The sequence below is a fragment of the Arthrobacter sp. Y3223166 genome (assembly GCF_059090935.1).
The window spans coordinates 21496-34950 of sequence record NZ_JBNHGE010000032.1; the positions used below are offsets into that span (position 1 = coordinate 21496).

Sequence of the window (13455 nt, forward strand, 5' to 3'; positions counted from 1 at the left end):
GGCTACAGGGTGTGCCTGCTGCTCTGGCGCCGCAGCGCGGCCTGCGCCCGGGCATTGGCCGCCTCGTCGCGGCCGGGCTTGACGGCCCGGTGCACGGCGACGATGCCGCCGGACAGGTTGCGATAGGCCACGTCCTGCCAGCCTTCGCCGGTGATCCACTCGCCCAGCTGGTCCTGGTTGGGCCAGGCGCGGATGGACTCGGCCAGGTAGACGTAGGAATCGGGGTTGGACGAAATCTTGGACGCGATCGCCGGCAGCGCGCGCATCAGGTACTCGGTGTAGACGGTGCGCCAGACCGGGAGGGTGGGGTGCGAGAACTCGGCGATCACGAGCCGGCCGCCGGGCTTGGCCACGCGCAGCATTTCGCGCAGCGCCAGTTTCGGATCGCTGACGTTGCGCAGGCCGAAGGAGATGGTCACGGCATCGAAGGAGTTGTCCGCGAAGGGCAGATTGGTCGCGTCCCCGGCCACGAAGTCGATGTCGGGGCGGCGGCGCTTGCCGACGCGCAGCATGCCCAGGGAGAAGTCGCACGCGACCACGTGGATGCCGGCATCGGCATAGGGTTCGCTGGAGGTGCCCGTCCCGGCGGCCAGGTCCAGGACCTTCTGGCCACGTTCGGCGTCCACCGCGTCCACCACGATCCGGCGCCACCGGCGCGTCTGGCCCATCGACAGCACATCGTTGACCAGGTCGTACTTCGGCGCCACGTCATCGAACATGGCGGCTACTTCATCCGGGCGCTTCTCCAGCGATGCACGATTCACTGGGCCATTGTCTCAAAGACCGGCGGCCGCCCGCGAACCCGGGCTTCGCGGGCGGTGGCGTTTGCCGGGCAGAGTAGGCTTAATGACCATGACCTCCCCCCTGTCCCCCTCGTCCGGCCTGCCCGGAACCGGGCCTGCCGCAGCGGCCGGCCGCACGGAACCGGAGGCCGCCGACCGGTTGCCCCGCGGGACCCTGCGCGGCATCACGGTCGAGTGGCCCGCGGTGCCCGACACCCAAGGGCTCATGGAGTATCTGGTGCGCGACGACGTGCTCTGCTGGGTGCGGCGCGAGGGCGGGCTCGCCGGCTTCGGCGAGATCGCGCGGTTCACGGCCAGCGGGCCGGACCGCTTCCGGCAGGCGGCCGCATGGTGGCGCGGGATCCAGGCCACCGCCGACATCGACAACCGGGTGGGCGGCCCGGGAACCGGACCGGTCGCCTTCGGCTCCTTCGCGTTCTCCTACACCTCGACCCACAGCTCCCGCCTGGTGGTGCCGGAGGTGCTGGTGGGCCTGGATGGCGACCGCGCCTGGCTCACCTATCTGACGTACGACGCCGATGCGCACCTCAGCGCCGAGACGGCCGAGGCCGTGCTCGCGGGCTGGCTGGAAGAAATCTCGGTAGAGCGCAGCCCCGATCCCGCCGACTCCCTCGTTCCGGGACAGGTCTCGGAGCAGGCGTACATGGATGCCGTCGCGGCCGGGGTCAAGCGCATCCGGGCCGGGAACCTGAGCAAACTCGTCGTGGCCCGGGACGTGGTGGCCAATCTCGCCGCCCCCATCGCCACCGCCCAGGTGCTGCGCGAACTCGCGGCGCGGTACAAGGACTGCTGGACGTACTCGGTGGACGGGTTGATCGGCTCCACGCCGGAGATGCTGATCAAGGTGGAGAATAACGTGGCGCGCGCCCGCGTGCTGGCCGGCACGCTCGACCGCTCCCGGGCCCACGGCCACGCCGGCGAATCGGACACCGACTACGCCCAGCGCGTGCTCGCCGGCTCCGAGAAGCAGCTGCACGAGCACCGGATCGCCATCGACTCGCTCACCCGCAAACTCGAGCCCTTCACCACCGCGATGAGTTCGCACAGCGAGCCGTTCGTGCTGGAGCTGCCCAACGTCTGGCACCTGGCGTCCGACGTCTCGGCCGAGCTGGCGCACGACGGCGGGCAGCCGCCGTCGTCGTTGGAACTGGCCGAAGCGGTGCACCCCACCGCGGCCGTGTGCGGCACCCCCACCGAGGTTGCCGGCGCCCTGATCCGCGAACTGGAGCAGATGGACCGCGGGCCGTACGCCGGCCCGGTGGGCTGGACCGACGGCGCCGGCAACGGTGAATGGGGCATCGCGCTGCGCGGCGCCGTGGTGGAGGGTCCCCAGCGGGTCCGGCTTTATGCCGGCTGCGGCATCGTGGACGGCTCCGATCCGGAGGCCGAGCTAGCGGAGACCTGGGCCAAGTTCCGGCCGATGATCGAGGCGCTCGGTTTGCGCCGCAGATAACTATTCACCGACAATCGGCACGGCCGGGGGCCAACCGGCCTCCCGCCGACTACGCTGTTTTCCAATAGGCAATGGCTGTAGCCTGTGGTGCATATCACCTGTTGCGGGCATTCCCGTTACACTTAAGCCGGATTTCCAACGAGACAAAGGTAGTAACTATGCGCAAAAACGCATCCAAGGCGGTCCAGGGGTTCTCCCTTCTGGCCGTGGCGGCACTCGCTTTGACCGCGTGCGGTGGTTCGGACGACGCCGGCGGCAACGGCGGCACGGGCACTGCCGGCGCGGGATCCGAGCTGCCCCTCGTCCAGCCGGGCACGCTGACCGTCTGCTCCGACATCCCCTACCCCCCGTTTGAGTTCGAAGAGGGCGGCAAGTACACGGGCTTCGACATCGACCTGATCACGGAGATCTCTTCGGAGATGGGCCTCGAGGTGGCCATCCAGGACGTCGGTTTCGACGCCCTGCAGTCGGGCGTCACCCTGGCCGCCGGGCAGTGCGACCTCGGCGCCAGCGCGATGACCATCACGGAGGACCGCAAGAAGAACATCGCCTTCTCCGACCCCTACTACGACTCGCTGCAGTCGCTGCTGGTCCCGAAGGACTCCGACATCAAGGCCGTGGGCGATCTCTCCGGCAAGAAGGTGGGCGTCCAGCAGGGCACCACCGGCGAGGCCTACACCCGGGAAAACGCGCCGGAGGACGCCGAAGTCGTCGCCTTCCCGTCCGATGCCGAGATGTACCAGGCCATCCAGGCCGGCCAGGTCGACGCCTTGCTGCAGGACCTGCCGGTGAACATCGGCCACACCGAGGACGGCAAGTTCACCATCGTCGAGGAGTACAAGACCGACGAGTCCTACGGCTTCGCTGCGAAGAAGGAAGGGTCCGAGGCCCTGGTCTCGGCCGTCAACGATGCCCTCTCGACGCTGCGCGACAACGGCAAGTACCAGGAAATCTACGACAAGTACTTCACCGAGTAGCAAGCCCTCCGGCCCCCGTTCCCGTGCGTGAAGCAGCGGGAACGGGGGCCGCCGACTTACAGCTGGAAGGCATCACCAGTGAAACCTTCGACCCGCCGCCGACTTTTCCGCGGGGTCCTTTACGCCATCTTCATCGCCGCCGTCGCTGCCGTCGCCCTGGTGGCCGATTGGGAGGCCATCCGCACGAGCTTCCTGAACCCGGAAGTCCTGGGTGAGCAGTTCCCCACCATCATCGTCACGGCGGCCAAGAACACGGTCGTCTACACCCTGATCGCCTTCGTCGGCGGCCTGCTTTTCGGTCTCCTTTTGGCGCTCATGAAGCTCTCGCCCGTGGCGCCCTACCGGTGGGTGGCGACCGCCTATATCGAGCTGTTCCGCGGCCTGCCTGCCCTGCTGGTGATCTTCGGCTTCGCCTTCGCGGTCCCGATCGCGTTCCAGTGGCGTCCGCCGGGAGGCAGCACGGGGGCCGGGCTGATCGGTCTGATCGTCGTCTCCGCCGCCTACATTGCCGAGACACTCCGCGCCGGCATCGAGGCCGTCCCCGCCGGGCAGCGGGAGGCGGCCCGCTCGCTGGGCATGAACCCGAGCTGGACCATGGTCTCCGTGGTGCTGCCGCAGGCGGTGCGCATCGTCACGCCGCCGCTGACCAATGAGCTGGTCATCCTGATCAAGGACACCTCGCTGCTCTTCATCGCCGGCATGGCCCTGGGCAATCGGGAACTCACGACTTTTGCCCGCGACGGCGTCTCCCAGTTCGCCAATGCCACACCCCTGGTCGCCGCGGCGCTCATGTACCTGATCATCACCTTGCCGCTCACCCAGCTGGTCGCCTGGCTGGAGAAGCGCAACAACAGGAGCCGGTAACCCAATGACTGAAGAATCGCTGCGCCACGACAGGCCGGCCATTGAGGTCAAGGACCTCTGCAAGAACTTCGGCAACAACGAGGTCCTCAAGGGCATCGACTTCCATGTGAACCAGGGCGAAGTGGTCTGCGTGATCGGGCCCTCGGGCTCCGGCAAGTCCACCTTGCTGCGCTGCGTGAACCGGCTCGAGGAGCCCACCAGCGGCACCGTCCTGGTGGAAGGCGTGGACATTACCGACCCGGAAACGGACCTGGACCGGGTCCGCACCCGGATCGGCATGGTGTTCCAGCAGTTCAACCTGTTCCCGCACCTGAACGTCCTGGACAACCTCACCCTGGCCCAGCGCCGGGCCAAGAAGCGCGGCAAGGCCGAAGCCATGGAAGTCGCCCGCAAGAACCTGGAGAAGGTAGGGCTGGCAAACCGCGAGAACGCCTACCCCGCCCAGCTCTCCGGCGGGCAGCAGCAGCGGGTGGCCATCGCGCGCGCCCTGTCCATGAACCCGGACATGATGCTCTTCGACGAGCCCACCTCGGCGCTGGACCCCGAACTGGTGGGCGACGTGCTGGAGGTCATGCGCAAGCTGGCCGACGAGGGCATGACCATGATGGTGGTCACGCACGAGATGGGCTTCGCCCGCGAGGTGGGTGACCGCGTGGTCTTCATGGACGGCGGCGTGGTGGTGGAGCAGGGCAAGCCCGAGGACGTGCTGGCCAACCCGCAGCACGAACGCACCAAGGCGTTCCTCTCGAAGGTCCTCTGAGCAGGCTCAACGCAACATACCGGGCAGGCTCACCCAGCACACCGGGCAGGCTCACCCCAGCAGACGGGAAGTGGCGGTCGCGACGGCGGCCGCCACTTCCGCGTGCACCGCCCGCAGCCGGCTTCGGTCGGTGCGCACCTCCACCACGCTGCGCCCGGCCACCGGCTCGGAGAGGACGGCGTCCAGTTCGTCCGCGTCCTTGACCAGCCGGTGCCGGACCCCGTAGCCAGCCGCCAGCAAGGCAAGGTCCGCGCGGTGCGGGGTGCCGAAGAGGCGTTCGACGGCGGACGTGAACGCCGCGTGCTCCCCCACCTTTCCGTGTTCCAGGGTCGAGAAGATCCCGCCGCCGGAATCGTTGACCACCACGATCTGCAGGTCGGGTTCGGGCTCCCCGGGTCCGAGCAGCAGCGATCCGGCATCGTGCAGGAAGGTCAGGTCCCCCATGAGGGCCCGGGTTCCGGTTCGTGCTCCCAGCGCGATGCCCGCCGCAGTCGCCACGGTGCCGTCGATGCCGGCCACCCCACGGTTGGCGTGCACGAAAGCGTCCGGAATGTCGATCGGCGTTCCGGCCAGGTCCACGTCGCGGATCGGGTTGGACGAACCGAGCACCAGCCGGCCGCGAGTGTGGAGCCAGACCGATCGTGCGACCCGCAGGCCGGTCAGCTCCGGTACGACGTCCAGACGTTTATTCAGGGCCACATCGGCCGCATCGGCGGCGTCCCGCCAGAGCCGCAACCACGCGCCGGACCCCCGGCCCGAGAAGATCGACAGGTCCGCCGGCTCGGAAATCACCCGCTCCCGTCGGCGCCCGGGCTCGTACCAGGGGACCGGATCCGGCTGGAACAGCGCGGCCTGGACGTCCTCCCGTGCCAGCAGGGCGGACACCGGCCGCGAGAGCGTGGGGCGGCCGAAGACCACGGCCCGTTCGATCTGTGACCCGAGGTGGCCCAGCAGCAGGCGGTAGGGTCCGATGGCGTTCGGGCCGAACCTAGCGTTGGAGGACGGTTCGGCCAGCAGCGGCAGCCCGTGTGCACGCGCGAAGGCTTCGGCTCCGGCTCCCGCACCGTGTCCCGCCACGACCACGGTGCGGCGTTCCTCGGTCGCGTGGATAGGCGGTTCCGCCTGGCCCGCGTTCCAACTGGTGGCCCGCCCGGGTGCTATCGCCCCGGGTGCCGAGGCACCGCCGTCGTCCGTTGCCCGCACCGGCGCCGCGGCGTGGTCAGTAGCCGTATCCGTATCCGGGAACAGCGGGTCGCGGAACGCGAGATTGATGTGCACGGGACCGACCGCACCCGGATGCGCCGCCGTTTCGGCCGCCGTGGTCGCTGCGTTAGCCGCCGACGGCGCGGCCGCCAGCGAGAGCAGGTCGGCCGTCGCGGCCGCCGGGGCCGGCGGGATGCCCTTCGCGTTGAGGAGGATGGAGCGGATGGCGTCCGTCGGGTCGTCTCCGGCCGGGATGTCCACGGCCGAGCGCACGTGGATGCCGAACAGTCCGTGTTGCACCGTAGTCTGGTTGGCACCGGTGCCGCGCATTTCGGCCGGGCGGTCGGCGGAGAGCACCACCAGCTCAACGCCGGCGTGATTGGCTTCCATCACCGCCGGCAACAGCTCGCCCACGGCCGTTCCGGAGGTTGTGACGACCGGAACCGGGCGCAGCGAGCCCAGCGAGAGCCCGAGCGCGGTAAACGCCGCGCCCCGCTCATCGATGCGCACGTGCAGCCGCAGGTCGCCATGCGTTTCGGCCTCGGCAAGCGCGTACGCCAGCGGGGCGCTGCGCGAACCCGGCGCGATAACGACGTCGCGCACTCCGCCCCAGACCAAGGCCTTCACGGCCAGTCGGGCGGTATCCATCGAGCTCAGCTGCGCAGTCACCCCCTCATGGTAAGCAGACGGCCGCGCCCCGAGGGACGCGGCCGGCTGCCTTCCGTCGGCGGGGCCGGGTTAGCGCTTGATGTGCCCGTTCTTGCCCTTGAACATCTGGATCACGGACGGCCGGGGCATCGCGGCGTCGCCCGGCTTGGCGCGGCGCCCGTCCCCGACGTAGTCCGGGAACAGGGAGCGCTGGGCTCCCCAGCTGCCGTCCTCGCCCGGGTGCTGGACGGCGACGAACACCAGCCCGTCGTCGTCGTGGATCAGCGGACCGCAGGTCTCGGCATCGATCGGCACCGCCATGAACTGCTCCACCTTGCCGCGTTCCTGTCCTTCCAGCGTGACGCGGAAGAGAGCGTCGTTGCGCTGGATGGTGCCGGGCTGACCGTCGGTGGAGACCCACAGGTTTCCGGCCGAGTCGAAGGCCAGGTTGTCCGGGCAGGAGATCGGCTGCACCTGGTCGGCCGGGTAGCCGCTGAAGTAGACCGAATCGTCCACCGCCGGATCGCCCGCCACCAGGATCAGCTGCCAGGTGAACTCGGTGGAGGTCTGGTCACCGGTCTCGGTCATTTCGATGATGTGGCCGTGGCGGTTGTTGGCCCGGGGGTTGGGCTCGTCCACCTGCGCGCGGGTCCGGGCGGTGTTGTTGGTGCAGGCCATGTAGATCTTGCCGGTCGCCGGGTTGATCTCCACGTCCTCTGGGCGGTCCATCTTGGTGGCACCCATGGCGTCGGCGGCGAGCCGGGTGTACACCAGCACCTGGTCGATCCGCATGCCCGGCACCAGCGATTCGCCGTCGCGGGTCAGCTGGATCCAGTGCCCGGTGCCGTCGAACGCACCGTCGGAGGGCAGCACGCCGGAGCCGTCGATCTGGTTCTGCGGGGAATTGCCCTTGAAGCTGGCCACGTAGAGGTCGCCCTCGGTCAGCAGGGTCATGTTGTGCTTCTTGTCGCCCTCGCGGTAGGTGCCCTTGGAGACGAACTTGTACAGGTAGTCGAAGCGCTCGTCGTCGCCGGAGTAGGACACCGCGTGGCCGGAGGCGGCGATGGTCACGTTGGCGCCCTCGTGCTTGAACCGTCCCAGGGCGGTGTGCTTGCGCGGGGTGGAGGTGGGATCGAACGGGTCCACCTCGACGATCCAGCCGAACCGGTTGTCTTCGTTCCTGCCCTCGGGCCGATCGGTGTCGAAGCGCGGCTCCGGGATGTGCCAGCCGCGCGACGGGTTGGCGCTGGTCAGGCCGTAGCGGCGCTGCTCGGCGGTCGGGGCGGACACTTTGAAGTACTGGTTGAAGTTCTCTTCGCCCGAGAGCACCGTCCCCCACGGGGTGGTGCCGCCAGCGCAGTTGTTTTGCGTCCCCAGCACGATGCGACCGGTGGGATCGGCCTGCGTCTTCAGCAGGTCAGAGCCGGCGGCCGGGCCGGTCAGTTCGTATTCGGTGTCCATCAGGAAGCGGCGGTTCAGCCTGGCCCCGCGGACGTAGGTCCACGGCTGGCCTTTGCCCTTGCGCTCCAGTTCCACGACGGACAGCCCGTGCGCAGCCATGGCTACCTCGCGCTGGCGTTCGACGGGCATGTCCGGCGGGAACATGATGCCCTCATTGGTGTACTCGTGGTTGGCGAACAGGACCGCACGCTTGCCGTTGCTGCCCGGGATCTCGATGATGTCCAGGTAGTCGTTGTTGTAGCCGAACTGCCCCGACTGGGACTCCTTGGTCTGGTTCTCCGGATCGAACTCCGCGCTGTCGTGGAACAGGGGGTCTCCCCAGCGGATGACCGGATTCCAGTTGTAGCCCTTGGGTACCACGACGTCGTCAACGTTGTTGGGCACGGCCTTGATGCCGTCGAACTTCAGCTTGCTGCGGTTGCCGGGTCCGCGGCCGGCTTTGGCGGCCCGGGCCAGCCCAACCTGTGCCTCGGCGGCAGCCCCGCCGCCGAACATCAGCGCCAGCGCGCCGGCGCCGCCCAACCCCATCATCCGGCGGCGGGAGTATTCGGCGGAGACGATGTCCCGGAAGTAGTTGTTGTCCGAGGTGTTGCAGACGCCCTTGGCACAGGCGTTGTCGCACTTGAGCGCGCAGGTTACGGCGCTGCGTTTTCCGGACACATGGCCCAGCATCGGCAGGTAGCGCTTCTTGGTTTCGGTCACGTTTTCACCTTCTGCATTGAACTGTGGGATCGTCCTCCAGTGTGCTGATCGAAGTCGACCGGCAGGCCGAGCAGTGGTGAATTTTCGGCCAACGGCAGGCAAAACACCTTGCCGGGCTGGGCCGGGACCGCGAGGCTTCGCGTTCTTCCAGGGCGAGGCAACGAGTTTCTTCACGGCTGGCCTCGGCGTCAGAGGTGTCACCCGCAGAATCGGCCAGGCGCATTGCAGCGCCGAGGTCAGAATGGGGGTGGTGCGTTGGGGTCGGTGTTGTCGTCGGGCAGTTCGATGCCGCCGAGCGTACGTTTTTGTGGTGCTTGGTCGCTGCGGTCGATGGTGTCGCGGGCGATGGGGTCGCGGGTGGCGGCGCCGTCGGCTGCTTGTGTGGCGCCGTCGTCGGTGTCCCGGGCTGCATCTGCGGCGCCATCGGTGTTGTCTCCGGCTTCTCCGGCGGCGGCTTCCGTGTCCGTTGGCCTGGGCAGGAGGGTGTCCCAGCCCTCATCCGGGTAAGTGGTCTTGCGGTGGCCGGTGCGCGTGGTCCACGTGATCTGACCGTGTGGTCCGGCCTCGGCCCGGGCGTGCCCGGCGGTCTTCGCCGCGTGGTGGGCGTTGCACAGGCACTGCAGGTTTTCCGGCACGGTCGGCCCGCCGTCGTCCCAGCCGCGGACATGGTCGATCTCGCAGTATCTGGCCGCGCGGCGGCAGCCGGGGAAGCGGCAGTGCCGGTCCCGGACACGGACCAGGCGTTTGAGCCATTCGGGCGGAATCCGCAGTTGCCGGGCGGCAGCGATCGCCTGGCCGTGGTCGTCGGTGAGCAACGGCAGCCAGGACCTGGCCAGCTGGGCCAGTTCCCGTCCCATGTCCGCCGGGATCGGTCCGTGCCCGGCCAGGTCCCCGGGCTCCTCGCCCAGTCCCAGCAGCGTGGCCAGGGGCACCGTGACCAGCATCCCCGGCCCCGCACCACCGCCGCAGTTACCGCCGCTGCCGGCGGTTGCCGGTGCATCCGGCTCCGGTGCTGCCGGTACCGTGTCTCCTGCCGTCGTAGGCTCCGCCTGACCGGCCGGGAAGGTGCGGTCGGTCAGCATGAGGTCAGAGAACACGTCGGCGCGCAACTGCGGCAGGGTCCGTTCTTCCCCGGGGCCCTGGAGGGAACGGGCCGTGGCCTGGATCCGGTCGAAGACCAGATGCGCCTTGTCCGCGCTGGTGCGGATCCACAACTCGGCCATCCCGTCGTCCTGGTCGGTCAGCTGCACGTCCCGGGACTCGTTCGCCCGCCGGTGCCGCTGCTCCAAGGATTCCGGGTGCAGCCGGTCCCGCATCCGCCGGGCACGGGACCGCACCGTATCCAATGTGACGTCCCCGGCGCCGGGCAGCACCGCGGCCTCAAAATCCTGCAGGCAATCCGCCGGCAGGTCAGCGCAGCCACGGGCCAGCGCCTTCGCCCGCGGCAAGTCCAAGTCCCCGCGGCACATCGCCTCGAGAGTGCCCGGCAGGTGCGTGCAGATCTGCCGCGCATCGGCCAGCATGGCCCGCGCCGCCGCGTCACCGGTGCACAGGTGCGCCGAGATCTCCTGTGGCGCGAAGCGGGAAAAGCCTTCCGGGTCCCGGTCCCCGCCAACACCGGGACGCAGCCGGGCGAAGCGGTCCAACGCCTTCACCCGGCACGACTGCACCCACGCCTCCACCCGCGCGACAGCCAAAAGATAATCCATGGTCTGCACGTCATTCAGTTCCGCCGGCTCCACCACCGCCAGCAAACCGGCCAGCACGGCAGGCACCCCCACCCCGCCCTCGGGCACCACAGGCTTACCACCGGCGCCCTCAGGCACCACGGGCAGGCCTACCCCCTCCTCGGTGGTCCCGGCCGACGGCTGTCCGGTGCCAGATTCCTGGGACGCTCCGGGATCCTCGGTCACAGTTGCCTGCCCGTCACCCGTGGCTTCGCTTAGCGAAGGATTTTCTGCAGTGTTGGCCGCCGCGGCGGCGGCAGACGCGCCAGGTTCAGCGGCCGCGGGAAAGAAACCGGCGCGATCAGGTTCGATACCATAACGCCGGAGCAGTGCCTCCGCCACCACGTGCTGCAGCAGCGCCTCCAGCAGCGAACTGTCCGGACGCGAAGGCACGCCAAGGTCCATCACCAGTCCCTGTCCCGGAACCGGGAACCGAAGCTCGACGCCCTCGCCCTCGCCCTCCATATCCTCACGCTACCGGCCGCCTCCGACAGTTTGAGGGCCGCGTTTCGATGGCGCAGTGGATGGAGTCGGCAAGGTCAGACTGCGTTCGGACGATTGAGCCTCACATTCAGCTTTTGAGGAGCCGCGCATATAGAACCGGGCCCAAACCCTGAGGTTGTTCCGGCCGGGGGCTGCTTCCCGCAGCCCCGAAGCACGTCAGGAGCACAGGCGCTTCACTGCTCCAGCGGGCCCGCAGGCGAGGTCGATGGCGCTGCCAATCCCCCTGCTCTTTCGGCACGTCCCCCGGCCGCCGGGACGGTCCCGCCTAGGGAGCCGTTCCCCCGACCCTCCGTCACGGCTCCAGCAGTCGGTAGGTCCGCGCCAGCCGTTCCAGCCACCACTGCCGCCGGTCCTCCGGCGCAGCAAGACGATCCAGCAGGTCCGCGTCGGGCACCACCTCGCGCACCGGGAGGCTGCCGGCCACCGGCACCAGCGGCTCCGCCGCCACGTCCGCGGCCATCAGGGACACCGTCGCCAATCCGCAGGCATACGGAAGTTCCGGCAGCGCCGCCGCGAGTGCCACGCCCGCGCGGATCCCCACGGAGGAGTCCAGGGCGGAACTGACGACGGCGGGGAGCCCGGCTTGCGCGACGATCTCCAACGCCCGCCGCACGCCCCCGAGGGGCTGCACCTTGACCACGATCAGGTCCGCGGCGTCTTCGCGGGCAACCCGCAAGGGATCCGCCGCCTTGCGCACGCTTTCGTCGGCCGCGATCGGGGTGGCGATCCCGCGCCGCCGCAGCTCGGTCCGCACGGCGCGCAGCCCGGCGATGTCGGCGACAGGCTGCTCGGCGTACTCCAGCGAATACCCGGCCAGCCGGGTCAACGCCTCCACCGCCGCGGGCACATCCCAGCCGCCGTTGGCATCTACCCGGAGCGCAGCGTGCGGGGCTGCGGCACGCACGGCGGCGACGCGGGCCACGTCCTGGTCGATGTCCTGACCGGTTTCGGCAACCTTGATCTTCACCGTCTGCGCACCGTCGTAGCGGGCCAACACGCCGGGTACCTCCGCCGGCGCCACCGCGGGCACCGTGGCGTTGACGGGGACGCTGTCCCGGACCGGGGCCGGGAAACCCCGCCAGCCCGCCTCCACCGCGGCCGCCAGCCACGCGGCTGCTTCGTCGTCGTCGTACTCGAGAAAGGGCGAGAACTCCGCCCAGCCAGCCGGGCCCTCCAACAGCAGCACCTCGCGCCGCATCACCCCGCGGAACCGGACCTTCATCGGCAGGGACACCACGCGTGCGGTGGCGAGCAGGTCGGCGAGGTCGGGGAGCTCCGGCCGGTCGGAAAGCCCGGGAACATCGGAAATCTGGTGCGGTGTCATCACCTCCAACTGTACGGCGGCCGCCCTTCCCGGAAGCTGTCAGCATTGTGTGCGACCCTAGAATCGATGACTCCGCAGCGTTCCCGTGTCCGCTCCCGGCCCGCGCCCAGCCGTCCGGCGGCGCACGCTCCTGCCCTGTTCTGGCTGGGAGCGCTGTTGTGCGCGGGAGCCTTTGTGCTGAACTACTACGCCTTCGTCCGCACCACCACCGGGCAGTTCGCCGACGAATCGGCCTGGGCGGAGGCGGACTCCGGCTGGCGGCTGGGCCGCGGCGTTTTCCTGGACTTCCTGGATTTGCTGCCGGATATCTCCGTCGCCGTCGCGGCCGTCGTGCTGCTGGTGGCGGCCTTGGTACGACGCCGGTGGGGGCCGGCGGTGGTCGGCGTCGGCGTGGTCGCGGCGTCGGCGGCGACGACGTGGATCCTGAAGAACCTTGTTCTGGACCGGCCCGACCGCGGCGTGCCCACGCTGGAACACAATTCGCTTCCGTCGGGGCACACCACCATCGCCACCGCTGCAGCCCTGGCCATTTTCCTGGTGGTCTCGCCCCGCTGGCGCCCGTTCGCTGCGGCCGCGGGTGGTTTGTATGCGGTGCTGGCCGGTGCCGCTACCCTGATCAACGGCTGGCACCGCCCGGCGGACGTGGTGGCGGCCTTTTTGGTGGCCGGCTTTTGGGTGCTGGCCGCCGGCCCGGTCGTGCTGCGGCGCGGCAGCGACTGGAACATCTGGTCCGGCTACGGCAGCTTCTGGGCGGCGTCCGCGTGGTGGCCGCGGCTGTGCTGGCTGCTGGCCGTGCTGGGCATCGGCGCCGCCGCGGGACTCTACCTGCTCGCGCAACAGGCCGGCGCTGCACCCGTCCCCGGCACCGGCAGGCTCCCGTTGTTTTTCTGGGCCGGCATGGGCCTGATCACCGGCACCGGGATGCTGCTCAGCGCCCTGCTGACCTGGCTGTTCGGCCTCCAGTCGCGCCGGCATTAGGCCACGCGTGGGAACGGCAGCGGCGGCCGGGCTCGGGGCCGGCCGGCGGGC

10 protein-coding genes are annotated in these 13455 nt (G+C 69.4%); 5 read left to right on the forward strand and 5 right to left on the reverse strand.

Going from position 1 to position 13455, the window contains the following annotated elements; translation table 11 throughout:
- Nucleotides 1-2: 2 nt before the first annotated feature.
- On the reverse strand, nucleotides 3-764 hold the full coding sequence (locus AC5RUH_RS13055; RefSeq protein WP_494000591.1) for a demethylmenaquinone methyltransferase: 762 nt from the start codon (nucleotides 762-764) through the stop codon (nucleotides 3-5).
- A 244-nt stretch (nucleotides 765-1008) separates the two neighbouring features.
- Between AC5RUH_RS13055 and AC5RUH_RS13060 the strand changes: the two genes are divergently transcribed.
- The 4 genes from AC5RUH_RS13060 (at nucleotide 1009) to AC5RUH_RS13075 (ending at nucleotide 4857) form a co-directional block, all read left to right on the forward strand.
- Nucleotides 1009-2256 (forward strand): isochorismate synthase, encoded by a 1248-nt coding sequence (locus AC5RUH_RS13060; protein ID WP_494128795.1) that lies wholly within the window; start codon nucleotides 1009-1011, stop codon nucleotides 2254-2256.
- Nucleotides 2257-2414: 158 nt separating this feature from the next.
- Nucleotides 2415-3233 carry a basic amino acid ABC transporter substrate-binding protein gene (locus tag AC5RUH_RS13065; RefSeq protein ID WP_494012803.1) on the forward strand — a complete coding sequence of 273 codons (819 nt, stop codon included), beginning with the start codon at nucleotides 2415-2417 and terminating at the stop codon, nucleotides 3231-3233.
- 78 nt (nucleotides 3234-3311) lie between these two features.
- Nucleotides 3312-4097, forward strand: coding sequence for an amino acid ABC transporter permease (locus tag AC5RUH_RS13070; RefSeq protein WP_494000593.1), 786 nt, complete (start codon nucleotides 3312-3314; stop codon nucleotides 4095-4097).
- Nucleotides 4098-4101: 4 nt separating this feature from the next.
- A complete protein-coding gene (locus AC5RUH_RS13075) occupies nucleotides 4102-4857 on the forward strand; it encodes an amino acid ABC transporter ATP-binding protein (RefSeq protein WP_494000594.1) in 756 nt (251 codons plus the stop codon).
- A gap of 51 nt (nucleotides 4858-4908) precedes the next feature.
- Here AC5RUH_RS13075 and menD read toward each other — a convergent pair whose 3' ends face one another.
- The 4 genes from menD to AC5RUH_RS13095 all read right to left on the reverse strand — a co-directional run bounded on the left by menD (nucleotide 4909) and on the right by AC5RUH_RS13095 (nucleotide 12426).
- Nucleotides 4909-6729 carry a 2-succinyl-5-enolpyruvyl-6-hydroxy-3-cyclohexene-1-carboxylate synthase gene (menD, locus tag AC5RUH_RS13080; RefSeq protein ID WP_494128790.1) on the reverse strand — a complete coding sequence of 607 codons (1821 nt, stop codon included), beginning with the start codon at nucleotides 6727-6729 and terminating at the stop codon, nucleotides 4909-4911.
- Between the two features lie 69 nt (nucleotides 6730-6798).
- Nucleotides 6799-8871 (reverse strand): PhoX family protein, encoded by a 2073-nt coding sequence (locus AC5RUH_RS13085; RefSeq protein WP_494128791.1) that lies wholly within the window; start codon nucleotides 8869-8871, stop codon nucleotides 6799-6801.
- Between the two features lie 236 nt (nucleotides 8872-9107).
- Nucleotides 9108-11063, reverse strand: a complete 1956-nt coding sequence (locus AC5RUH_RS13090) for an HNH endonuclease signature motif containing protein (protein ID WP_494128792.1) — start codon at nucleotides 11061-11063, stop codon at nucleotides 9108-9110.
- A gap of 331 nt (nucleotides 11064-11394) precedes the next feature.
- Entirely contained in the window at nucleotides 11395-12426 is a 1032-nt protein-coding gene (locus tag AC5RUH_RS13095) for an o-succinylbenzoate synthase (RefSeq protein WP_494128793.1), read from the reverse strand.
- Between the two features lie 66 nt (nucleotides 12427-12492).
- Here AC5RUH_RS13095 and AC5RUH_RS13100 point away from each other — a divergent pair, with 66 nt between their 5' ends.
- Nucleotides 12493-13404, forward strand: a complete 912-nt coding sequence (locus AC5RUH_RS13100) for a phosphatase PAP2 family protein (RefSeq protein WP_494000599.1) — start codon at nucleotides 12493-12495, stop codon at nucleotides 13402-13404.
- The last annotated feature ends 51 nt before the right edge of the window (nucleotides 13405-13455 follow it).

Bases quoted from the DNA above. Each gene is read 5' to 3' on its own strand.
- AC5RUH_RS13065 (WP_494012803.1), top strand. From the start codon at position 2,415: ATGCGCAAAAACGCATCCAAGGCGGTCCAGGGGTTCTCCCTTCTGGCC.
- AC5RUH_RS13075 (WP_494000594.1), top strand. From the start codon at position 4,102: ATGACTGAAGAATCGCTGCGCCACGACAGGCCGGCCATTGAGGTCAAG.
- AC5RUH_RS13090 (WP_494128792.1), bottom strand. From the start codon at position 11,063: ATGGAGGGCGAGGGCGAGGGCGTCGAGCTTCGGTTCCCGGTTCCGGGA.
- AC5RUH_RS13060 (WP_494128795.1), top strand. From the start codon at position 1,009: ATGGAGTATCTGGTGCGCGACGACGTGCTCTGCTGGGTGCGGCGCGAG.
- AC5RUH_RS13095 (WP_494128793.1), bottom strand. From the start codon at position 12,426: ATGACACCGCACCAGATTTCCGATGTTCCCGGGCTTTCCGACCGGCCG.
- AC5RUH_RS13100 (WP_494000599.1), top strand. From the start codon at position 12,493: ATGACTCCGCAGCGTTCCCGTGTCCGCTCCCGGCCCGCGCCCAGCCGT.